The organism is Domibacillus robiginosus, assembly GCF_000966195.1.
In the GTDB taxonomy this organism is placed as follows: domain Bacteria; phylum Bacillota; class Bacilli; order Bacillales; family Domibacillaceae; genus Domibacillus; species Domibacillus robiginosus.
On the sequence record NZ_LAHL01000009.1, the window covers coordinates 265,114 to 288,155 of the forward strand.

The 23,042-nt window shown below is 44.2% G+C and carries 27 protein-coding genes; 2 read left to right on the top strand and 25 right to left on the bottom strand.

The window, feature by feature from the left end:
- The first annotated feature begins 13 nt into the window (after positions 1-13).
- Together vrrA and VP97_RS06475 are read left to right on the top strand one after the other, a co-directional pair.
- Entirely contained in the window at positions 14-412 is a 399-nt protein-coding gene (vrrA, locus tag VP97_RS06470; RefSeq protein ID WP_082220260.1) for a VrrA/YqfQ family protein, read from the top strand.
- 61 nt (positions 413-473) lie between these two features.
- Positions 474-1,430, top strand: coding sequence for a 4-hydroxy-3-methylbut-2-enyl diphosphate reductase (locus VP97_RS06475; protein ID WP_050180886.1), 957 nt, complete (start codon positions 474-476; stop codon positions 1,428-1,430).
- 36 nt (positions 1,431-1,466) lie between these two features.
- Here VP97_RS06475 and VP97_RS06480 read toward each other — a convergent pair whose 3' ends face one another.
- From VP97_RS06480 to mtaB, 25 genes are all read right to left on the bottom strand, one after another.
- Positions 1,467-2,588 carry a Nif3-like dinuclear metal center hexameric protein gene (locus VP97_RS06480; RefSeq protein WP_050180889.1) on the bottom strand — a complete coding sequence of 374 codons (1,122 nt, stop codon included), beginning with the start codon at positions 2,586-2,588 and terminating at the stop codon, positions 1,467-1,469.
- Positions 2,575-3,282: a tRNA (adenine(22)-N(1))-methyltransferase gene (locus VP97_RS06485; RefSeq protein WP_050180891.1), complete on the bottom strand. Its 708-nt coding sequence runs from the start codon at positions 3,280-3,282 to the stop codon at positions 2,575-2,577. Before VP97_RS06485 ends, VP97_RS06480 begins: the two co-directional genes overlap by 14 nt.
- 93 nt (positions 3,283-3,375) lie before the next feature.
- On the bottom strand, positions 3,376-3,750 hold the full coding sequence (gene cccA / locus VP97_RS06490) for a cytochrome c550 (RefSeq protein WP_050180892.1): 375 nt from the start codon (positions 3,748-3,750) through the stop codon (positions 3,376-3,378).
- Positions 3,751-3,875: 125 nt separating this feature from the next.
- Positions 3,876-4,409, bottom strand: a complete 534-nt coding sequence (locus tag VP97_RS06495) for a hypothetical protein (RefSeq protein ID WP_245629847.1) — start codon at positions 4,407-4,409, stop codon at positions 3,876-3,878.
- A 100-nt stretch (positions 4,410-4,509) separates the two neighbouring features.
- Complete coding sequence (gene rpoD / locus VP97_RS06500; protein ID WP_050180894.1) at positions 4,510-5,637, bottom strand: RNA polymerase sigma factor RpoD; 1,128 nt, start codon at positions 5,635-5,637, stop codon at positions 4,510-4,512.
- A 30-nt stretch (positions 5,638-5,667) separates the two neighbouring features.
- The gene (gene dnaG / locus VP97_RS06505; protein ID WP_050180897.1) at positions 5,668-7,485 is read right to left on the bottom strand and encodes a DNA primase; all 1,818 of its coding nucleotides are present in this window, start codon (positions 7,483-7,485) and stop codon (positions 5,668-5,670) included.
- 240 nt (positions 7,486-7,725) lie between these two features.
- The gene (locus tag VP97_RS06510; RefSeq protein ID WP_050180899.1) at positions 7,726-8,538 is read right to left on the bottom strand and encodes a pyruvate, water dikinase regulatory protein; all 813 of its coding nucleotides are present in this window, start codon (positions 8,536-8,538) and stop codon (positions 7,726-7,728) included.
- 20 nt (positions 8,539-8,558) lie between these two features.
- Complete coding sequence (gene ccpN, locus VP97_RS06515; protein ID WP_050181002.1) at positions 8,559-9,194, bottom strand: transcriptional regulator CcpN; 636 nt, start codon at positions 9,192-9,194, stop codon at positions 8,559-8,561.
- A gap of 91 nt (positions 9,195-9,285) precedes the next feature.
- On the bottom strand, positions 9,286-11,352 hold the full coding sequence (glyS, locus tag VP97_RS06520) for a glycine--tRNA ligase subunit beta (protein WP_050180901.1): 2,067 nt from the start codon (positions 11,350-11,352) through the stop codon (positions 9,286-9,288).
- A complete protein-coding gene (glyQ, locus tag VP97_RS06525) occupies positions 11,345-12,235 on the bottom strand; it encodes a glycine--tRNA ligase subunit alpha (protein ID WP_050180904.1) in 891 nt (296 codons plus the stop codon). Before glyQ ends, glyS begins: the two co-directional genes overlap by 8 nt.
- Positions 12,236-12,583: 348 nt before the next feature.
- Positions 12,584-13,357, bottom strand: a complete 774-nt coding sequence (gene recO / locus VP97_RS06530) for a DNA repair protein RecO (protein WP_050180906.1) — start codon at positions 13,355-13,357, stop codon at positions 12,584-12,586.
- Positions 13,358-13,380: 23 nt separating this feature from the next.
- A complete protein-coding gene (gene era, locus VP97_RS06535) occupies positions 13,381-14,289 on the bottom strand; it encodes a GTPase Era (RefSeq protein WP_050180907.1) in 909 nt (302 codons plus the stop codon).
- Positions 14,279-14,689 carry a cytidine deaminase gene (locus tag VP97_RS06540; RefSeq protein ID WP_281175078.1) on the bottom strand — a complete coding sequence of 137 codons (411 nt, stop codon included), beginning with the start codon at positions 14,687-14,689 and terminating at the stop codon, positions 14,279-14,281. The genes era and VP97_RS06540 overlap by 11 nt, the downstream gene beginning before the upstream one ends.
- A 4-nt stretch (positions 14,690-14,693) precedes the next feature.
- The gene (locus VP97_RS06545; protein ID WP_050180911.1) at positions 14,694-15,071 is read right to left on the bottom strand and encodes a diacylglycerol kinase family protein; all 378 of its coding nucleotides are present in this window, start codon (positions 15,069-15,071) and stop codon (positions 14,694-14,696) included.
- Complete coding sequence (gene ybeY, locus VP97_RS06550) at positions 15,049-15,519, bottom strand: rRNA maturation RNase YbeY (RefSeq protein WP_050180912.1); 471 nt, start codon at positions 15,517-15,519, stop codon at positions 15,049-15,051. Before ybeY ends, VP97_RS06545 begins: the two co-directional genes overlap by 23 nt.
- The gene (locus tag VP97_RS06555) at positions 15,503-16,492 is read right to left on the bottom strand and encodes a PhoH family protein (protein WP_050180914.1); all 990 of its coding nucleotides are present in this window, start codon (positions 16,490-16,492) and stop codon (positions 15,503-15,505) included. The genes ybeY and VP97_RS06555 overlap by 17 nt, the downstream gene beginning before the upstream one ends.
- A 25-nt stretch (positions 16,493-16,517) precedes the next feature.
- Positions 16,518-17,645 carry a sporulation protein YqfD gene (locus tag VP97_RS06560; protein ID WP_050180917.1) on the bottom strand — a complete coding sequence of 376 codons (1,128 nt, stop codon included), beginning with the start codon at positions 17,643-17,645 and terminating at the stop codon, positions 16,518-16,520.
- Positions 17,638-17,904 carry a YabP/YqfC family sporulation protein gene (locus tag VP97_RS06565; protein ID WP_050180920.1) on the bottom strand — a complete coding sequence of 89 codons (267 nt, stop codon included), beginning with the start codon at positions 17,902-17,904 and terminating at the stop codon, positions 17,638-17,640. Before VP97_RS06565 ends, VP97_RS06560 begins: the two co-directional genes overlap by 8 nt.
- Before the next feature lie 51 nt (positions 17,905-17,955).
- Complete coding sequence (locus VP97_RS06570; RefSeq protein WP_050180922.1) at positions 17,956-18,306, bottom strand: hypothetical protein; 351 nt, start codon at positions 18,304-18,306, stop codon at positions 17,956-17,958.
- Between the two features lie 31 nt (positions 18,307-18,337).
- A complete protein-coding gene (gene floA / locus VP97_RS06575; RefSeq protein WP_050180924.1) occupies positions 18,338-19,333 on the bottom strand; it encodes a flotillin-like protein FloA in 996 nt (331 codons plus the stop codon).
- Positions 19,334-19,348: 15 nt separating this feature from the next.
- Complete coding sequence (locus tag VP97_RS06580) at positions 19,349-20,053, bottom strand: NfeD family protein (RefSeq protein ID WP_245629848.1); 705 nt, start codon at positions 20,051-20,053, stop codon at positions 19,349-19,351.
- Between the two features lie 115 nt (positions 20,054-20,168).
- Positions 20,169-20,615: a GatB/YqeY domain-containing protein gene (locus tag VP97_RS06585; protein WP_050180926.1), complete on the bottom strand. Its 447-nt coding sequence runs from the start codon at positions 20,613-20,615 to the stop codon at positions 20,169-20,171.
- A 14-nt stretch (positions 20,616-20,629) separates the two neighbouring features.
- Complete coding sequence (gene rpsU, locus VP97_RS06590) at positions 20,630-20,803, bottom strand: 30S ribosomal protein S21 (protein ID WP_018393973.1); 174 nt, start codon at positions 20,801-20,803, stop codon at positions 20,630-20,632.
- 109 nt (positions 20,804-20,912) lie between these two features.
- Positions 20,913-21,596: a deoxyribose-phosphate aldolase gene (deoC, locus tag VP97_RS06595; RefSeq protein WP_050180930.1), complete on the bottom strand. Its 684-nt coding sequence runs from the start codon at positions 21,594-21,596 to the stop codon at positions 20,913-20,915.
- 109 nt (positions 21,597-21,705) lie between these two features.
- Entirely contained in the window at positions 21,706-23,037 is a 1,332-nt protein-coding gene (gene mtaB, locus VP97_RS06600) for a tRNA (N(6)-L-threonylcarbamoyladenosine(37)-C(2))-methylthiotransferase MtaB (RefSeq protein ID WP_050180931.1), read from the bottom strand.
- Positions 23,038-23,042 lie beyond the last annotated feature (5 nt).

Below are 23,042 nucleotides of genomic sequence, written 5' to 3' on the forward strand. Positions count from 1 at the left end.
TGATCTTTCCAATATGAATACGATAGAGAAAAAGGAAAGGGTGACTACGTTGCTGCCTCGATATGCACCGAATGCCAGACGTGGATTTTTTTACACTCCTCCCCCTCCTCCCCCGCCTGTTCAGCCAATGTCTCCGTTCTTGGGCACAGCCGCAAAATCAGGAAAATGGCTTGAACAAGCCAGACAGGTAATGGCGACGGCAGAACAAATGAGACCGCTGATTGATCAGTACGGACCACTTGTGAAAAATCTTCCTGCCATGTGGAAGCTTTATCGCGCTGTTCAATCTATGCCAGACCCTGACAGTCCTGGCAGTGGGCCGAAGCAGGAGGATGCTGAAACTACACCTCGGCCACGTGAAAAAAAGCAAACGGCCGAATCCGTTCCATGGTTTCCAGGCCGGCTTGAGTGATCGCTTTGTTTTCCTCCGTTTCTCCTTTATAATGGAGTAAGAAGTTGGAGGAGGATGCTGTATGAAGATAATAAAAATTTCACCCCGCGGCTATTGTTACGGTGTGGTTGATGCAATGGTCATCGCCCGTAATGCCGCTCTTGATAAAACATTGCCGCGTCCCATTTACATCTTAGGCATGATCGTTCACAACAAACATGTAACAGATGCTTTTGAAGCGGAGGGCATTATTACGCTTGACGGAAAAAATCGAAAAGACATTATTGAGCAGGTATCAGAAGGCACTATTATTTTTACCGCTCATGGCGTTTCGCCAGAAGTACGGGAAATTGCCCGTCAGAAAAATTTAACAACGATCGATGCAACCTGTCCGGATGTTACGGTTACCCATGACTTAATTCGGGCTAAAAAAGCAGAAGGCTATCATGTTATTTATATTGGAAAAAAAGGCCATCCGGAACCAGAAGGGGCGGTTGGTGTTGCACCGGAAATCGTTCACCTTGTTGAAAATGCGGATGATGTAAGTGCATTGAAGATGACGAATGATAAAATTATCGTTACCAATCAAACAACGATGAGCCAGTGGGATGTTATTGATATTATGGATGCGATCAAGGAAAAGTATCCGCATGCTGAAATGCATAAAGAAATTTGTCTTGCTACACAAGTGCGCCAGGAAGCGGTGGCTGAACAAGCTGGCGAAGCCGATGTACTTATTGTAGTCGGAGATCCGAAAAGTAATAATTCAAACCGGTTAGCACAAGTATCGATTGAAATTGCCGGGACAACGGCATACCGGGTATCTGACGTTTCTGAAATTGATATTGAATGGCTGAAAGATGCCGAAACAGTGGCTGTAACGGCTGGCGCTTCTACTCCGACACCAATTGTCAAAGAAGTGATCCAATTTTTAGAATCATTTGATCCGAAAAATGAGGCAACCTGGATGCGCGAGCGTAAAGTACCGCTTGAGAAAATTTTGCCTAAAGTAAAAAAATCCACATTAACAACTCGCTGAAACAGCAAAGCAGCTCCCTCTCGGAGCTGCTTTTAATTATACAAATTGAAATGGATCTGTTTCCACAGCAGAAGCCACAAACTCAACAGCCCATTTTTGACTGACTGCCTGCTCGCTAAGAATAGCTGCTACGCCCTTTTTCATGACTTTCTCTACGTTATGTCCTGGGTCAACAACAGCCAGTCCTTCAGCGTCTGCATCGTGTGCCGTATGATAATAGAAATCACCTGTCACATATACATCTGCTCCCTTTCGCAGCGCCGTCTGCCAGTATTTATTGCCATCTCCGCCCAGCACCGCTACTTTTCGAACAAGGCGTGTCATGTCACCAACCACTCTTACTCCACCGGATTGCAGTGATTCTTTTGTATGCTTAGCAAACTGCTCAAGTGTCATTTCCTGCGGCAGCAGGCCGATACGGCCAAGTCCAAGCTGTTCTCCCTTATTTTGAAGAGAATAAATATCGTAAGCAGCCTCTTCATAAGGATGGGCTTTGAGCATGGCTTTGAGCACTTTTCTCTCTATGTGAGCAGGATAAATCACTTCAATTTTTTCTTCCGATACTATTTCTCGTTTTCCGCCCGTTTCACCGATAAAAGGCTCGGCTTCCTCTCCCGGCTGAAAACGCCCTTCTCCCTGTTGAGAGAAAGAACAGTTTTGATAATTCCCAAGCGCTCCGGCACCTGCTTTGCCGAGCGCCTCTCTTACGGCTTCAGCATGATCAAGCGGCACAAAAACAGCCAGCTTTCTCAGCTCTTCAGCCGTTGTAGGAACAAGCACTTCAGTATTCGTCAGGTTAAGAGCAGACGCAAGCAGATCATTTACTCCGCCTTTCGCTACATCCAGATTTGTATGGGCAGCGTATACCGCTATATCATGCTTAATCAGTTTTTCAATGACTCGCCCTGCTGTCTGCTCCATTTGAATAGAACCGAGCGGACGGTAAATAAGTGGATGGTGGGCAATAATCAAGTCAATGTTTTCTTCGATCGCTTCATCAACGACGCTTTCAAGAACATCCAGCGCAATCATGACTTTTTGACAAGGCTTGTTTAACCGGCCGATCTGTAATCCGACTTTGTCTCCTTCCATGGCATAGGACTTTGGTGAAAATCGTTCAAAAAGTCCTATGATCTCATGTCCGTTAGGCGTTTTCATTCATTATCACTTCCTCAATCCACTGTTTTTTTTGCTGCAGCTCACTTTTTTTCTTTTCCGTGCCCTCTGTGTGCTGTGCATCTACTAAACGGCTGAGAACGTGGTTAACCTGGTCAAGTTCCCGCTGCCATTTCAACCGAAAGGCATTGTTTTGCTGTTTCATCAATAATGGACCAAAAAGCAGTTCTTTCGGTGACAAAGCACGTGATGAGCCGGCTATAGCGGCAATCACCTCATACAATTGGCCATCTTCTTCTAAAATGGCTTCTTGTTCAATCGTCCATCCATTTGCATTCAGCCATTCCCGCACTGCATGGCCGGCTATATTAGGCTGCAGAACCAGCCTTGGGATGCCATCGAGCTTCGCTTTTCCTTCTTCTAAAATAGAAGCGATCAGGGGGCCGCCCATTCCGGCAATCGTAATACACTCTACTTCCCCCGCTTCAAGTACAGCCAGTCCATTTCCTTTACGAACATCGACTTTTTCTGATAATCCTTCTGAGAGTACCTGCCGCCTTGCAGACTGAAAAGGCCCTTCAACCACTTCTCCCGCAATAGCCCGATCTATCAGGTTTCTTTTTACCGCATAACAAGGCAGATACGCGTGATCCGAACCAATGTCTGCCACTGTTCTGGCTGGTGTAATAAACGAAACCACCGTTTCGAGTCTTTTTGATAATTGATTACTATTCATATATGTCACCGCTTTTTATTAAAATTCTTCCCTATCTTATCATATTTCCACAAAAAAAGGCCTTTGTATATGCAAAGGCCTTTTTCAAATTCTCTATTTAATTTCCGCTACCCATGCGGCCATTGCTTCGGCATTTTCCTGGGGAACAAGCCCTGGCGGCATGCCGCCTTTACCGTTTACAACAATATCCTGGATTTCCTCCTGGGAAAGCTTTTCTCCTACACCAACCAGCGATGGGCCTGCGCCGCCTTCATAGCTGCTGCCATGACAGCTGATACAAGCGGACTTATAATGGGCCTCCGGATCAAATTCGCCCCCTGCGGCCGTTTCGCCGCCACCTTCTTCAGCCGCTTTTTCTTCTTCAGCGATTTCTTTTGCGTTATCGATTCCATCTAACGACAAAAAGAACATCAATCCGAGTCCGAATACTGCAATTAATAAAAATGGAATTAACGGATTACGATTCATGTTTTTCCCCTCCCCTTATGTACGAATAAACTGAAAAGTATAAACACTTACCATTTTACTTGAAAAAAACAGTTAGGAAAAGGCTTACTTTGAAGTTTTTCCCCCTGTTGTAATTCCGTCACAAATTAGCCCTTTAGCCAGAAAAAGAAAAGTACTAAAAAGCCCAATCCACCAGAAATGGAAAAGTAAAATAATTTTAGTTTTATGCCTGTAAAAATCCAAAGCAGGCAATTGACGGCTAACAGTCCATATAACGTATAAGAATTATTTCTGAAAGCCTGCACATTTAGTTCAAGCGAAAGCAGCAGCAGTATAAGCGCAGCCCCTAAAAACAGGATAGGTGCCAATACTTTTTGGCGGGAGAAGTAAATAGCTAACAGTAACATAATTCCGACAAAACTTGTCAAAATCACTGTTTGCAAAAGAAAAGACAATTCCGTAAAATAGAGAATACATACAGCAACTGGCAGTAGTAATAATGCTAGCAAAGCCGTTGTTAGATGAATGCTCCTTACCCTGGCTCTTCTACCTGCTTCCGTATATTCCGTTCCTTGTGTATAAAGCGCAAGTAAATAATCACAATAATGTGGAGGCAGCATATGATTGTCTTTCCAGAGAAGTATTTCCTGAATAATAATATCTTTTTTATTCTGTTTCACCCTGCGTCACACCCCAATACACAATACTATTCGCGATAAAGAAGGATTATCCTGCTTTTTTGCACGAAAAAAAGCCGGGAAAACCCGGCCAAAGTTTGGTTTATTCCAAAAAGTCTTTTAAACGTTTGCTACGGCTTGGATGACGAAGCTTCCGAAGCGCTTTTGCTTCAATTTGACGAATGCGCTCGCGTGTAACACCGAACACTTTACCCACTTCCTCCAGTGTTCGTGTTCGTCCATCATCCAGACCGAAACGAAGACGAAGAACATTTTCTTCCCGATCCGTAAGTGTATCTAAGACGTCTTCCAGCTGCTCTTTCAGCAATTCGTAAGCCGCATGCTCAGACGGAGAAGTCGCTTCCTGATCTTCAATAAAATCGCCAAGGTGCGAATCATCTTCTTCCCCGATTGGGGTTTCAAGCGAAACAGGCTCTTGAGCAATTTTTAAAATTTCACGCACTTTCTCTGGTGTTAAATCCATTTCTTCGGCGATTTCTTCCGGCGCTGGTTCCCGCCCAAGATCTTGAAGAAGCTGCCGTTGTACACGAATTAATTTGTTAATGGTTTCAACCATATGAACCGGAATCCGGATTGTTCGTGCCTGGTCGGCAATCGCACGCGTAATTGCCTGACGAATCCACCATGTTGCATACGTACTGAACTTAAAGCCTTTACGGTAATCAAACTTTTCAACGGCTTTAATAAGACCCATGTTCCCTTCTTGAATCAAATCAAGAAACAGCATACCACGTCCTACGTAACGTTTTGCAATGCTGACTACAAGACGAAGGTTTGCTTCTGCTAGGCGGCGCTTTGCTTCTTCGTCACCTTCTTCAATGCGGTGAGCCAGTTCAATTTCTTCTTGAGCAGACAAAAGATCAACACGGCCAATTTCTTTTAAGTACATACGGACCGGGTCGTTGATTTTCACTCCAGGAGGAACGCTCAAATCGTTTAAATCAAATTCCTCGTTTTCCTTTTCCAGCTCCTGAAGATTTGGATCACCATCATCATTGCTTTCTTCTTCCTCTACAAGCTCTACTCCCTGTTCTGTAAGGGATTCATAAAATTCATCGATTTGACCGGAATCCACCTCAAATGAAGCCAATTTATCCGCAACGTAGTTGTACGTTAATTCTCCTCTTTTTTTACCTGTTTCAATAATAAGTTCTTTTGCTTTTTCAATTGTTAATTCAGCTTCTTTGGAACGTGTTGACTTTTCAGCCATTAGTCCCCCTCCTTCCAACTTCCTGGCAATCTAACGGGCGAGTTGTTTTTCAAGCGATATAATTTCATGTAAAATGCGGGCAGCCCCTACATAATCATGACGCTTTTCCGCTTCAATCCGCTCTCTTTTTTTCTCTTCGATTTCCAAACGGCGGTGTTGTTTTTGAATTTCTTTTACATAATCGGAAAGCTCTTCTTCACCCGGTTCTTCACTAACAGTTGTCAAGCTTATATCAACAGCGAGCCGCCTGAGCTGGCTATCCTGCAGCACCGATAAAAAAGATGCCATATCAGGTTCTGTTGTTTGTTCATAATACCCAAGTAAATACGTAAATAGTGCTTGATGTTCATCAATAGAAAATGAATCACCTTGAAGCATCATTCGTATGCGTTCTGACAGCTCAGGATTAGCCAGCATATGGGCCAGCAGCCTTCTTTCGGCTGTTTCATGCCTTGGATATTGCCGAATGGTCCTCTCACGCTGAGGTAAATGACCAGGCAATTCTTCTTTTTGAGGCGGCGAAATACGTGCCGGGCGCTTTTTTAAAAATAATGTTTTTTCCTGCTCCTGCAGCGCCTGCAATGACAATGAAAATTCATCAGCCAGCCGTCTTAAATAGTGGTCACGCTCTACTGCTTTTTTTAATCCCGAAATTTCTGTCAGCATTTCTTCAATATAGCGGAATTTTTGTTCATCATCCCTCATGTTTTTTCCGCGCTTTAAAAAGTCCATTTTAAATGCCATTAATGTAAGCGAAGAATCCTTTACATAAGCGGAAAAAGCATCAGGTCCTTTTTGTTTAATAAATTCGTCGGGATCGAGCTGATCCGGAAGAACGGTTACTTTAACTCCAATATCATGACTATCCAGCATATTAGCCGCTTTGTACGCGGCGTTTAAACCCGCCTTGTCTCCGTCGTAGCAAATAACCGCTTGATCGGAAACACGCTTTAACTGTTTGATATGCTCCTCGGTCAGTGCTGTGCCCATTACAGCTACCGCTTGATGAAAGCCGGCTCTTACCGCTGCAATTACATCGGCAAAGCCTTCAAAAAGGATAAATTGTTTTTGTTTTTTTATGGCTGTTCTTGCTGCATGAAAATGGTACAAAAGACTGCTTTTATGAAAAATAGGCGTCTCGGGTGAGTTTAAATATTTTGGCTGTCTTTGACCAAGGTCACGTCCTGAAAATCCGGATATACGTCCCCTTTGATCATGGAGAGGAAACATTACTCTGCCACGAAACCGATCAAAATACCGGCCGGTTTCTTCATTTTTAACCAGCAGGCCAGCCTGTTCCATTCGCTCAATAGAAAAACCACGCTTTTGAAGAATATTTAGCGCAAATTCAGGCTGTGGCAATGCCCAGCCAATTTGGAAACGATCAATATCCTCATCTGTAAATCCGCGCTCGTGTAAATAAGAAAGCGCGTCACGTCCTTCCTCTGTATTCAGGAGCAGGTGCCGGTAAAATTTCGCCATCAGTTCATGCGCCTCATACAGATCTGCATTCTCATCTGTTTTTATGGTTTCTTCGCTTTCTGATGGGGAAATATCCAGCTCAATTCCAGCACGGTCAGCAAGCCTGGCCGCCGCTTCCTGAAACGGAATCTGGTCGATTTCCATTAAGAAGGTAAACGCATTCCCCCCTGCACCGCAGCCAAAACAATGGTAAATTTGCTTTTCTGGCGATACGGAAAAGGATGGCGAGTTTTCGCCATGAAATGGGCATAAGCCGAAATAATTTCGGCCTTGCTTTTTCAGTTGAACGTACTCCCCGATTACATCAGCAATTTCAATACTCTGTTTAATTTGCTGAATCGTTTCTTCAGGAATTCTTCTGGACAAATAACATCACCAGCTGTAAAATCGTATTTTGTTTATTTATTCTACATACGTGGGTAGAATCCTTCTTTTCGCACAAAAGTTCGTCGAAAAGAACTTCTTACTGTGTGAACGCGGCCACATTAAAGGTTACATAGATAGTTTATTCTTTTGCAGGCAGGTCTAAACCTTTTCGCACACTTTTTATCACAATTTTTTATTATAGAACATTTCCATGAAAATGAAAAGTACATAATCAGTCGATTATGTACTTTTTCGGCTTCGATAAAGGCTCATGATAATATTCGCTGTTTCTTCCACCGCTTTGTTGGTTACATCGATGACGTCGCAGCCGATCTTTGCCGTAATCTCCTCGAAATAAGTGAGTTCTTTTTTAATACGCTCTACATCTGCATAACTGGCGCTGTCATCCAGCCCTAAAGAAATCAGCCGCTCGCGTCGAATAGAATTTAACTTTTCTGGACTAATTTTTAACCCAATACATTTTTCTTTCGGAATCGTAAATAACTCCTGTGGAGGGTCTACTTCCGGTACAATGGGTACATTTGCCACTTTTACGCGCTTATGGGCCAAAAACTGCGATAGCGGGGTTTTGGATGTGCGCGAAACACCAATTAAAATAATGTCTGCTTTCAACAATCCACGTGGATCACGCCCATCATCATACTTTACTGCAAATTCGATCGCATCCACTTTTTTAAAATAATCCTCATCCAGGCGCCGCACAAGCCCCGGCTCAAACAACGGCTGCAGCGTATACATGGATTCAAGCTGGTCCATGAGCGGACCGATTAAATCAAATACCTCTATATGATTTGCTTCAGCGGATTTAATCATGTATGCACGAATTTCCGGCTTGACGAGTGTATATACAACAATGCCCCCATCTTCTTTGGCCAGATTAATGACCTCATCAATGTGAGATGGATCCTCTACATATGGAAATCGTTTAATAATGGCATGAGGGCCGCTAAACTGGCTTAAAGCTGCTTTTGTGACAAGTTCTGCGGTTTCACCGACGGAGTCGGACACAATATAAATAATCGGATCATTCATACATGGTAGCCGCCTTTCTTTTATTGGTCATCTGTCAAGGATATAAAGGCGCGGGTAATAGTCGTTTTTGTGATGCGGCCGGTGACTTCCTGCCCTTTGTCAGTTTTTTTCACTACTGGCACACAGTCAATTTGTTTTTCAAGCAGTGTTTTTGCCACATCAAGAAGTAAATCATCCCGCTCACAAACAGCGATATTAGGCATCCGCGTCATAATAATATTGACGGGAAGGGAATTTAAATCCTGCTTACCGATACTGGCCCGAAGCAGATCTTTCCTTGAAAGAACCCCTGATAAGCAAAAGGACTCGTCCACTACAAATAATGTACCGACGTCTTCTAGAAACATTGTCACTATTGCATCATATACAGTTGATTGTTCCTTGACTACAATTGGTACTGCCTGAAAATCACGGACATGCAGCTTCATTAAGCTCTCTGTCATAAGCTGCGGGCCAGACTTTCCCGTGTAAAAATAGCCGACACGCGGACGCGCATCCAAGAACCCGGCCATTGTTAAAATAGCCAGGTCTGGACGCAATGTAGCACGGGTCAGGTTAAGCTGGTCCGCTATATTTTCTCCTGTAATCGGACCATTTTCTTTTACAATTTCGAGAATTTTTTCCTGCCGTTTATTTAGTTCGATTGTCTTCACCACCCCGTCAATATAAATCCCGATGTTTGATCTTGTATTTCTATTATAACTTATTTTTCCTGATTCAACAGCGGGCAGCACAGGATGGGCCGATTTATTTTACGAGAACAGCCGATACTTCTGCAAAATCAAGAATAAACCAGGCCAGCTGACTCATCATCGCTAAACGATTTTGTTTTAGTGCCTCGTCCTCCGCCATTACCATTGTGTTATCAAAATAGCCTTCAATGGCCGGCTTTAGAGAAGCAAGCAGGCTGAACCGGTCTTCTGCTGATGCTGTCTGGCTCCATTCGCTTTGCAGCTTTTCATACCCTTTGTACAAGTCAGCTTCTTGATCATTTTCAAACAATGAAGGGTTTACTGTGTGTTCACCCTCTGCTTTTCTGGAAATGTTGACGATCCGGCTCAACGCCTCCATCGTTTCTTTGAAATCTGCCTCTTCTTTATGCGTCATCAACACAGCTGCTGTTTCTTCCATATCGGAAAGCGTGCCTGCTTTTGTCAACACAGCATCAATAATGTCATATCGAATGCCTTTTTCTTGGAGAATGTGCTTGACACGAAGCGAGAAGAATGAACTGATTTCTTCCTGCAGTGTTTCGGCTGTTTTATCGCCTACATTATCTGCAAGCACTTCTTTGATCGCAGCAGAGATCACGTCTTCAAGCGGTACATTCCAATTTTGCTCAAGCATTGTCTGCACAATACCCGCTGCCTGGCGGCGAAGTGCATATGGGTCTTGAGATCCGGTTGGGATAATTCCAACTGCAAAGCAGGCAGCGATTGTATCGAGCTTGTCTGCGATACTGACCAATGCACCTGTTTTCGTTGCTGGAACAGCATCATCGGCTGAACGCGGCATATAATGCTCATTCACGGCCACAGCTACTTCTTCTTTTTCCCCTTTTTGACGGGCATACTTTTCACCCATCACGCCCTGCAGTTCCGGGAATTCGTACACCATTTGTGTCACAAGGTCAAATTTGCAAATTTCTGCCGCGCGGTCTGCCAGCGTTTTTACTTCGTCTGTTGCACCAATTAGCTGGGCGAGACCTGCTGTAATGCGGCGAATCCGGGACACTTTTTCTGACAGAGTACCAATTTTTTCGTGATATACAATTCTTTCTAGCTTTTGAAGAGAATCGGCAATCGGTGTTTTTTGATCTTCCTTATAAAAGAAATCGGCATCTGCTAAGCGGGCACGCAGAACTTTTTCATTGCCGCGCGCTACTTTTTCAATGGCATGGCTGTTGCCGTTACGAACCGTAATAAAATGAGGCAGCAGTGTGCCGTCTGCATGTTTAACCGGGAAGTAACGCTGGTGTTCCTTCATCGACGTAATCAGCACTTCTTCCGGCAGATCCAGAAACGCTTTATTGAATGAACCAGAAAGCGCCGTTGGATATTCAACCAGGTTATTCACTTCCTCTAAAAGCGATTCGTCTACAGGAATGGACCAGCTGTTTTGATTTTCCAGCTCTTTTAATTGAGCCAGGATCATGCTGCGGCGTTCGTCAGGATCGGCAATGACAAATTCGCCTTTTAACGTATCCACATATGCTACTGGTTCTGAAACAAGGGTTGATGTGCCCAGGAATCGGTGTCCGGCCGTTTGATTTCCGGCTTCAACATTTGCAACCTTTAATGAAATGACGTTTTGTCCAAACAGAGCTAATACCCATTTAATCGGACGCACGTAGCGGATGTCATTGGAGCCCCACCGCATGTTTTTGCCGAATGTTAAAGAAAGCACAACATCTTCAAGTCCTGAAAGAAGCGCGGCTGTTTCCTGCCCTTTAACGAACTTTTTCAAATGCGCATATTCAACACCCTTTATTTCTTTAAAGTAAATGTCATCTGTTGTCATCCCCTGGCTCTTTGCAAATCCAATGGCTGCTTTTGACCACTCTCCACCTTCTGTCTGCGCAATTTTTTTAGCCGGGCCTTTTGCTTCTTCATTAATATCTTCCTGTGCTTCGGAAACATTTTTCACAAGGACAGCAAGACGTCTCGGAGTCGAATATGTTTGAACATCCTCAAAGCTGATGTTTAGCTCTGTTAAAAAAGCCACCGTTTTATCGCCAAGCTGCTTCATAGACTGCGTCACAAACCGGGCCGGCATTTCCTCCAGACCGATTTCCAATAAAAGATCTTTACTCATGAGCCGCGTCTCCTTTCCGGTTTAAAATCGGGAAGCCTAATTTTTCCCGCTCTTCATAAAATGTTTTCGCTACTTGACGGGCAAGATTCCGCATCCGTCCAATATAAGCTGTCCGTTCTGTAACCGAAATGGCTCCCCGGGCATCAAGAACGTTAAAAACATGCGAACATTTCAATACATAGTCGTATGCTGGATGAACAAGTCCCTCGTCCATTTGGCGCTTTGCTTCTTTTTCATATACGCTGAACAAGTTAAACAGCATATCTGGATCAGACGTTTCAAATGTATATTTTGAATGCTCAAACTCCGGCTGATAAAAAATGTCATGCACAGTAAAACCGTCTGTCCATTCAAGTTCAAATACATTTTCTTTGTCTTGAATATACGAAGCCAGCCGTTCGATGCCATACGTAATTTCAACAGATACCGGCTTACACTCCAGTCCCCCAACCTGCTGGAAATATGTAAATTGAGTGATTTCCATTCCATCGAGCCATACTTCCCAGCCAAGACCTGCGCAGCCAAGCGATGGATTTTCCCAGTTGTCCTCTACAAAACGGATATCGTGTTCAAGCGGGTCAATGCCAAGTGCTTTTAATGAATCCAAATACAATTCCTGAATATTATCTGGAGACGGCTTCATAATGACCTGGAATTGATGATGCTGATACAAACGGTTTGGGTTGTCTCCATACCGTCCATCTGCAGGACGGCGGGACGGCTCCACATAAGCAACATTCCACGGCTCTGGCCCAATAGCCCGTAAAAACGTATAGGGACTCATCGTGCCTGCTCCTTTTTCTACATCGTACGCCTGCATTAAAATGCAGCCTTGATCTGACCAATGCTTCTGGAGCGTTAAAATCATCTCTTGAATATTCATTTTACTTCCTCCTTTTTATCGATAAAGCACAGGACGCCCAATTCAGTGGGGCTTTAAGCTGGAGACGTTCCAGGGTACGGGTATTTTTGCTTAACAACAAAAAAGCCCGTCCCTATGTAGCACAAAATTGTGTACATAGGGACGGGCTTTTACCCGCGGTTCCACCCTATTTGCCATAATGGCCGCTTTCTTTAAAACGTGCTCCAGAGTGCCCCTTCAGCCGCTTTCTTTACCTGGCTTGCACCATCCCAGGCTCGCTTCGAAAGAAAATCATGCTTACTTGTTTCCTTCACTGCACTTGATTATTTGCTTTTGTCTATTAAACGGTAATGCATATCGCCCTTTTTGTCAATCATCCGCTTCATCTTTTTTAAAGACATTTTCAAATCGTTCCATTTGCTCCAAAAACCGGCGTGACTTTAAAAACAAGCCGGCATATTCATCGTAATACATCGAAATAGCCGCTCGCAGTTCTTTTTTTGTAGATTCTTTTACGTCAATAGAGCCGAGTCTGTCAAGATCAAAAAAATAAAAAAGCCGCAGCAGTCGGATCGCGGCCGGTGAAAGAGGCAAATAATAAGGATCTTTATCGAAACAACGGTGGCAGATTAAGCCGTTTTCCCGAATAGAAAACCCGAAGTTTCCTTCGGTTTCTCCACACACCGCACAGGAAGAAAGCTCAGGACGGAGCCCGACCTGCGACAGCATTTTCATTTCAAAAATGTTGGTAACAATAGCTGGATCCATTCCATCGTTGATATACGCAAGACTTTTACGTACAAGTTCAAACAGCGGTGCGCCTGCTTCTCCGTCTTCGGTCGTTCGGTCTGTGAGCTCTACAATATAAGCTGCATAAGCTGTTTTCAGCAAATCTTCCCGTATATGACGCATCGAATCAAGCGCTTCTCCCTGCTGCATTGTGCCAAGTCCCCGGCCGCCCTGCACAAGAAAATACCCATGAGTAAACGGCTGGGTAACACCGGAAAGTCGGCTGTTTGTTTTTTTTGCTCCTCGTGCAACAGCAGCTCTTTTGCCTTTTTCACGTGTCAGCATGGTCACGATCTTATTTGTTTCCCCGTAATCATTGGTCCGGAGCACGATGCCTTCCCATTTTTCAAGCATGCTGCCCACTCCTTCTCAAGCCGTTAGTATTCGTCCTCTTTAAATCCAAAATCACGTAAATTCGCCGCTTTGTTGCGCCAGTCTTTTTGTACTTTCACCCATAATTCCAAAAATACTTTTGAACCGAGCAAGTGCTCGATGTCCTGGCGTGAACGTTTACCGACTTCTTTTAAAAGAGCTCCCTGTTTGCCAATGACAATTCCTTTTTGTGAATCCCGCTCGACGATAATCGTCGCCATGACATCAATCATATCTTTGCCATCCCGTTTTGAAATTTTATCAATCACAACCGCAATTGAGTGTGGCACTTCTTCACGAGTTAAATGCAATACTTTTTCACGGATTAATTCTGAAACGATAAAGCGCTCAGGATGGTCTGTTACCTGATCAGCCGGATAGTACTGCGGACCTTCCGGCAGCATTTTCTCCACCTGTTCAAGCAAACGGTCTACATTATTGCCTTCAAGCGCTGAAATCGGCACAATTTCAGCAAACGGAAGAAACTCTTTGTATTGTACAATCAGCTCCATCAACTGGTCGGGGTGAATGCGGTCAATTTTATTAATCACAAGAAAAATAGGTGTTTTTATATCTTTCAGCTTGTCGATAATAAATTCATCGCCCCCGCCAAACCCTTCTTCTGCATTGATCATAAAAAGAATAAGATCTACTTCTTTTAATGTATTTACAGCGGTTTTCATCATAAAATCCCCGAGTTTATGCTTCGGTTTATGTATTCCCGGCGTGTCAATAAAAACCATTTGGGCACGATCTGTTGTTAAAACACCCTGCACTTTATTACGGGTTGTTTGCGGCTTATCGCTCATAATGGCGATTTTTTGGCCAATAACTCGATTTAAAAATGTTGACTTCCCAACATTTGGCCGGCCAATAATTGAAATGAAACCTGATTTGTACGTGTTATTCTCCATTTAAATCCTCCGGTGAAAAAGCGCCCGGCAAAAGTTCTGCTACAGTCATTGTTTGCACGTCGCCTTTCAAATTTGTTAAAATAACCGGCATATCCGGCGGGCAAAGCTCTGCGATTACCTGCCGGCATGCGCCGCACGGCGGCACAGGGCGGTTAGTATCAGCTACAACAGCAATCGCTGCATAATCGCTTGCCCCTTCTGACCAGGCTTTAAAAATAGCGGTACGCTCGGCACAGTTCACAACTCCATATGCCGCGTTTTCAATATTACAGCCGCCAAATACCTGGCCGTCTTTTGTAAGCAGTGCAGCTCCTACCTTAAAATTTGAATAGGGGACATACGCTCTTTCGCGTGCCTGCTTTGCTGCTTCCATAAGCTGCTGTTGATCCATTTCATTCACCTCATTAAAATTTTGGAATAAATAAAAGGCCGCCAATGATAATTGCGGCGATGGCAAAGATTAAAACAGCGCCTGCTGCCAGGTCTTTGGCCATTTTAGCAAGCGGCTTATACTCCTCAGTGACAAGGTCCACTGTTTTTTCAATCGCTGTATTCACCATCTCAAGTGAAATAACACCTGTGATGGTCAGGAGCAGCACACACCATTCCATTCGAGTAAGGTCGAAAATAAAACCGGCTGCAGATATGAAAATACCTGCAGCAATATGCACGCGCATATTCGGTTCACATAATGCGAGCCTCAGCCCATTTCCGGCGAACCGAAACGAAGAAAGAAGTCTTTTTGGATGAAAAGACGACTTACCTTTCAAGTCCGTATGCATCCAAAATATCTTTTTGACGGCTGAACATCTTTTTTTCATCTTGTTCATTCATATGGTCATAGCCAAGAAGATGCAAAAAGCCATGAACGGTTAAAAAACCAAGCTCCCGTTCAAAAGAATGACCATATTCTTCTGCCTGCTCCTTTGCCCGGTCAATGGAAATAATAATATCTCCCAATACTCGAGGCAGATCTGTACCGGTAATAGCCACTTCATCTTCCCCCATTTCCTCAAGGGCAAATGAAATCACATCGGTTGGCGCATCTTTGTCCCGGTAATCACGGTTAATTTCCTGAATGCGTTCATTGGTAACGAATGTAACAGAAACCTCGCTGCCATCCGGTACTGATTCCTTCACAGCTGCTAGCTGCAGCAATTCCTCAGAAAGCTTTTCCGCTCCCTCATTAAGTTCGTTCGTTTCGTCTAAAAAATCAATGACGAGTGCCATGCCGGCCATCTCCTTTTTCCGCTTTCTCATATGCTGTAATCACTTTTGCTACAAGCGGATGACGCACAACATCTGCCCCTGATAAATGAACAAATGAAATACCATGCGTATTGCTAAGAATCTCCTCTGCTGAAACAAGCCCTGAAACTGCTCCTTTTGGCAGATCGATTTGTGTACGGTCGCCGGTAATGACCATTTTCGAACCGAAGCCAAGACGTGTTAAAAACATTTTCATCTGGGCATTCGTTGTATTTTGCGCTTCGTCTAAAATAACAAAGGCATCATCAAGCGTACGGCCCCGCATGTAAGCAAGCGGTGCTACTTCAATGGTTCCACGTTCAATCATACGCTCTGTATGCTCTGCTCCGAGAACATCATGGAGTGCATCGTACAGAGGGCGCAGATATGGATCGACTTTTTCTTTTAAGTCCCCTGGCAGAAAGCCAAGGCTTTCGCCTGCTTCAACAGCTGGACGCGTTAAAATAATACGCTTTACCTGGCTGTTTTTCAATGCACGCACAGCCATTACAACGGCGAGATAGGTTTTCCCGGTTCCAGCCGGTCCGATACCAAACACAAGATCTTTACTGCGAATAGCTTCGATATAATCCCGCTGTCCCAGTGTTTTAATGCGAATGGATTTGCCTTTTGCGTTTTTTGTGATTTCTTCTTCATACAATTCGTCTAAATATTCAATAGTGCCATTTTTAGCCATCTGTACAGCATTAATGACATCGCGTTCACTTATGTTGATTTGCTTGCGAATGACAGCAAGCAGCTGCTCTACCACTATCCGTGCTTTTTCAACGTTTTCAGCAGTTCCAGACAAATGAACCGCTTCTCCCCGTGTAACCATTGATACGTGGAATTCCTCTTCCATGATCGTCAAATGACGATCAGAAACGCCGAATAATAGGACGGCTTCGTTTTGGTCGCCGAGGGCGACGGCTGCTGACTTTAATTCTTCCTGCATTCAATCATTCTCCTTAGCTGCCACGTTAGTGAATTGCAATATTTTCAAGTACTTGGAAGTGTATAATCACTTTTACTTTACCACTTTCAGCCCGCTTCTGTAAAACGTTTTCGCCTGTTATAACTGCTTCTTTAGGCAGTTTAGCCATTAATGCTGCCTTCGCTGCCTGAATGACTCTTTTTTCTTGTTCCGCTTCTGATTCGACTGTGCCAGCTCGTTTTAAAGAATAATCCGTTTCAGTCCGTAATGAGAACGGGAGCTGATAAGAAAAGAAGTGAAAAGAATAACGATTTTCTTCGGTTTGAACCGGTCCTTTCAAAGAAGAAGGATCCCATAAACTATATTCTTTTTCTCCAATTGAAAAAAAGATATGTTTTCTTTTTTCCCCATTTCGTGTTTTTAATGCGTTGCCTCCAAGTGTAACGGTTGCTTTATACCATGTTTCTGCTGTGACAGTACCAGCAGCCGGCTTTTTTTTCGTCCCTTTAATTAACGGGTCCCCTGCTTCTACAAAGTCGCCTCGTCGAATCTCCGCGACACCATACTTGATGAACATGTCATGGACCACGCCCGATTTCGCTGCTCTTACGTGTCGCGTTTTTGCTGTATCAAGCGCTGGCGGCTTCTCAGAAGAAACGTCTACTACATAAACAACACCTTTTTTCTGAATCAAAAAACGGACCACACCCGGTATATTTTGAACAGCACGTCTTGAAATTTCTTCTGTATTCACATCATGCAGCTGAATAGCGCCTTCTCGAACCCCTTCTTTTTTAAGAAAAGTTCGGATGTCTCTTTCCAGTTCGGCATCTGCTCCCTGTATATCGATTCGGATGATCATTGCGGACAATAAAATCATCAAAATAAAAAAGCAGATGCTGGTGAGTAAAAATGGTGTAAAGCGCATAATCCGCTTTTTCAGAAAAGGAAGGCCAGTCCGTTCCTTAAACCGAACCTTGCCTTTAAAATGCCTTGCTTCCTGCCGAAGCTTTCCCAGGTCTTCCAGACAAAGGCTAAATTGGACTTCATTCTGGCGGCTGTATTGCAGATTTTTTAACGTGACGCCGCGCTGGTGCAGTCTGCCAGGAAACAAAGGGGCCTCTTCTCCTCTGACCAGCACGGTTACAGCGCCTTTTAAAAAAAAGTCAGCCACTTCTTTTTTCCTTTAAACAAACGCTTGTCATCGTTCCTTCAATGACTACTTCAGAAGGCATTAATTCAATGACCTCCAGCGATTTCCCCTGTATTTCAAGCAAAGCATCCGACAGCTGGATGCGCACAGTTTGGTCGGTAAATTGCTCGAGTTTTTCAGCGTTGTAAACTGTCACTTTGTTCATGCCAATAATTACGACTCTTGGAATGCGGCCGACAGCGTCTTCTGGCAGTCCAGCCATTTTCCCCATCCATTTCATTAAAAACGCCCCTTTCTTTTTCATATATGTATGAAAAAAAAGGGGCCCTCATCACTTTTTGCGTTTAGACTTTGGCGGACCGAGGATTTCAGACAGTACAATGCCTTTTACCATATCTTCTCCAGTCCAGGTATCGATTACAGAAATCGATTCTTGTTTTTTTATTCGACTTGCCCGGACAGGACGCGACGGCTTTTCATCTGCTCTGGCTGCCTTTTGTATGTGCGGCTGCCTTGATTCTGTCTCCATCGCTGCCTGTGCTTTTGCTTTTTGTTCTTCAAGCCGTCTGGTTAAGTCTTTCGCTTTACGTTCTGCTTGCTGTTTATTGGGTTTAGTTGTTTCCTGCTTTTCCTTTTTGTTGAAAAGCATCGAGATCAAACCGGCAATAATGGCAAAGATCAAAGCTTCTATTGCGATGACCCCCTTACGTTAATTAATCCTGCTTATGGTCTTTTTTCTTATCCCCCAGGCCGCTGATGGCATCGCGCATGTCCGTGTCTGCTGAAAGGTTCTGGATATTCAAATAATCCATAACGCCGATATTACCGGCACGCAGTGCTTCACCCATCGCAAGTGGTACATCCGCTTCTGCTTCTACAACTTTTGCCCGCATTTCTTCTACGCGCGCTTTCATTTCCTGCTCTTTTGCTACCGCCATCGCACGGCGCTCTTCTGCTTTTGCCTGGGCAATGTTTTTATCTGCTTCAGCTTGCTCTGTCTGCAGCTCGGCCCCGATATTTTTACCGATGTCTACATCCGCAATATCAATGGACAAAATTTCAAAAGCCGTACCGGAATCCAGCCCTTTATTTAAAACGGTTTGTGAAATCATATCCGGATTTTCTAATACTTTTTTGTGGTGATCACTTGAACCAATGGTAGAAACAATCCCTTCACCAACACGTGCGACAATTGTTTCTTCCCCGGCTCCCCCGACCAGACGGTCAATATTCGCACGTACAGTGATACGCGCTTTTGCTTTTACTTCAATTCCATTCATCGCCACACCTGCAATAAAAGGCGTTTCGATCACTTTCGGATTAACGCTCATTTGAACAGCTTCGAGAACATCACGGCCGGCAAGATCAATCGCAGCCGCACGTTCAAATGTTAGCTCAATATTCGCGCGGTGTGCTGCAATAAGCGCGTTTACAACACGGTCAACATTTCCGCCTGCCAGGTAATGGCTTTCTAGTTGGTTAATTGTTAATCCAAGTCCTGCTTTTGATGCTTTAATAAGCGGGTTCACTACGCGGCTTGGTATAACCCGGCGCAGGCGCATGCCGACTAATGTAAAGATACTAATTTTCACACCGGCCGCCAGCGCGGAAATCCAAAGCGCCACCGGGACAAGCGTTAATAAAATGCTAAGTACAATAATGACGCCGATAACGGCCGCAATCAAAAGAACAGTATTTCCTATAACCATACGTTCATTCCTCCTCTAGGATTCAATCTCTCTCACTACTACGCGGACCCCTTCTGTTTTTACAACAGCTACTTCTGCTCCAGAAGCAATGAAAACGCCTTCTGCTACTGCATCAATACGCTCTCCTTCAATAACAACTGTCCCAGATGGCCGAAGCGGCGTTTTTGTTTTCCCCACTTTGCCAATTAAATCTGTACGATTAACATTTGACACGTAACCACTTTCCGTATTCGTCGAGTCGCTTAAGATGAATTTCTTAAAAAATCTCATTTCTTTTCCCAACACCTTTACCATCAAAATCAGTACTACTGTTGCTACTAAAAAGGCGATCAACAGGGAAATAGCCATCCATAGCATGCTTGCACCAGCAAAAAGCACTCCCGCTGCAAAAAGCAGGAAGCCCAGAAAGCCTACGATGCCGCCCGGCAAAATCACTTCTGCGAGAATAAAAAAGACACCGAATAAAATAAGCAGTACAGTTGATACACCGGCATCTCCTGACATCATATGACCCGCTGTAAAGATCATGAGTGCGAGTGTGCTTGCTATGCCAGGCAGGCCAAAGCCAGGTGTGAATAATTCCAAAATAAAACCTGTCAGCATAACTGATAATAATATGATGATGACAATTGGATGCGTAGCAAAACCAATGAAACCGCCTTCCCAATCAAATGCAGCTAAAATTGGAAAACTCACAAGCAGCCCTGTCTCTTTTCTCATTTAAATCCTTTTCACCGCCTTCCTATTGATTGTTTCTTGTGTATACGGAATAAACAAGCAAAAAGTTTCATAAAATAAAATAAAAAACTGCCGCCCCATGAAGGACGGCAGTTTTTTAGGAAAGCTTTTCTTGAACAAGACGGTTGACAAGCGAGCCATCTGCTTTGCCTTTTACCTGTGGCATAAGCGCAGCCATCACTTTCCCCATATCTGATTTTGCAGAAGCACCTGTGTCAGCAATCGTTTTGTCCACAATAGCTGATACTTCCTCTTCCGAAAGCTGTTCCGGCATATATTCGTTCACGTAAGTCAGTTCAGTCTGAATTTTGGCCACAAGATCCTCACGGCCAGCTTTTTCAAACTCGTGGAGGGAGTCTTTGCGCTGTTTCACTTCGCGAGAAAGGACTGTCAGTTCTTCCTCTTCCGTCAGGTCGCGGCCGCCTGCTTTAATGCTTTCATTTTGCAATGCAGCTTTCAGCATGCGGATGACTGTCAGCTTTTCTTTCTCTTTGTTCTTCATCGCTTGCTTCATCTCGTCATTAAGACGTCCGAGAAGACTCATATAAAAACCTCCTCTTAGAACTTACGTTTACGAGCTGCTTCTGATTTCTTTTTGCGTTTCACGCTTGGTTTTTCATAAAATTCGCGCTTTCTGTACTCCTGCAGGGTGCCAGTTTTAGAAACAGTTTTCTTGAAACGGCGAAGAGCATCCTCAAGCGATTCGTTTTTGCGAACAACAGTTTTTGACATTTCTTTTTCCCTCCCTCCGAACACATTACGATGGAAATTCCATGTACTGCACTATTATAATACATGCATCATATTCGGTCAAGAAACTTTCTTTACAAAAGGTAGATAATTAATAGCCGGCTTCTCCTTCAACACCCGTCACGATTGCAATGCCTGAGCTTGCTCCAATTCGTGTTGCTCCTGCTTTCACCATGTTCATCGCATCCTGCTGCGTACGAACGCCTCCTGAAGCTTTTACGCCGATTTTTGGACCAACCGTTTCACGCATCAAGCGGATATCCTCTTCTGTTGCTCCGCCCGACGAAAAACCGGTTGATGTTTTTACATAATCAGCTCCAGCTGCTACTGCCAGCTCGCATGCTATTTTCTTTTCTTTTTGGGTTAGCAGGCTTGTTTCAATAATTACTTTCACAAGTGCTTTTCCCTGGGCGGAAGCAACGACCGCTTTAATATCTTTTTGAACAGTTTCTCTGTCACCGTCTTTTAAAGCACCAATATTAATTACCATATCCACTTCTGTTGCTCCGTGCTCAATGGCTGCTTTTGTTTCAAACGCTTTTACTTCAGTCAGTGTGGCTCCAAGCGGAAATCCAATAACAGTACAAACCTTTACCTCCGATTCACGCAGAAGTTCTGCTGCCTGCTTTACACGCGCCGGATTTACACATACAGAAGCAAACCCGTGCCGGCTTGCTTCCTCACACAGCTTCGCAATCTCTTCTTTTGTTGCATCCGCTTTTAATAGCGTATGGTCAATTGTTTTTGCGATATTTCCAAATGTATCGGTAATCATCTTCATGATCCCCTTTCAGTTAGTTGTCCGTACCTCTTCATTTTATCATTATTCCGGGCTGCTTGCGAGAAACAACAGCAAAAAAGCCGGCGCAGTGGCCGGCTTTTGGTTATGCATGGGCTGGTTCAAGAACACGGACAAATTGCCCTTCGTTGTATGGATAGCCTGCTTTTGTAATCTTTACTTTTACAATTTTTCCCACCATGTCTTCTGTAGCCGGAAAAACGACTTTCAAGTAATTGTCGGTATAACCGCTGTAAAGTCCTTCTCCACCTTCTCCAAACGGCTCTTCCGGAATCACTTCGAGCACTTCGCCTTCAAAACGCGCCGCGTATTCTTTTGCAAGCTGGTCGGACAGGGCGATCAATTTATGAACACGCTCGTTTTTCACTTCTTCATTTACTTGATCTTCCATCCGGGCCGCCGGCGTACCCGTCCGTTTTGAATAAGGAAACACATGCAGCTCCGAGAAGCCATGTTCTTTAATAAAATTGTATGTCTCCATAAATTCTTCTTCTGTTTCACCCGGGAAGCCGACAATCACATCAGATGTTACAGCAAGACCTGGAAGTGCTTTTTTTAGCCGGTTTAAGCGGTCTGCAAAAGCGGCCATTGTATATTTGCGGCGCATCCGCTTCAATACCGTATCTGAACCAGACTGAAGCGGAATGTGTAGATGGCGTACCACAATATTGGACTGATCAATCACATCAATCACTTCGTCAGTTAATTGGCTGGCTTCAATAGAGGAAATACGAATTCTCTTTAATCCCGGCACCTTGGCTTCAAGATCGCGAAGAAGCATGGCCAGGTTGTAATCCTTAAAGTCAGACCCATAACCACCTGTGTGAATGCCTGTCAGAACAATTTCCTGATAGCCCGATTCAACAAGCTGACTGGCCTGGCGGATCACTTCCTCCGGATCACGCGAACGCATTAAGCCGCGTGCCCATGGGATAATACAAAACGTGCAGAAGTTGTTGCAGCCCTCCTGAATTTTAAGGGAAGCACGAGTCCGGTCCGTGAATGCTGGCACATCCAGTTCTTCATACACGCGATTCTTCATAATATTGCCTACCGCATTGATTGGCTGGCGCTCTGCTTTAAACTGCTCAATATAGCCAAGCATTTTTACGCGGTCCTGTGTGCCTACTACAATATCTACTCCAGGAATCGCCATAATTTCAGCCGGGGATGTCTGTGCATAGCAGCCGGTGACGCAAATAACCGCATCTGGATTTTTGCGCACAGCGCGCCGGATCACCTGCCGACTTTTTTTGTCACCTGTATTGGTCACGGTACATGTATTAATCACATAAACGTCAGACATTTTTTCAAAATCTGTACGCTCATAGCCTTGCTGTTCAAACAGCTGCCAGATTGCTTCTGTTTCGTAATGGTTTACTTTGCAGCCTAATGTATGAAATGCCACTGTTGGCATGTTGA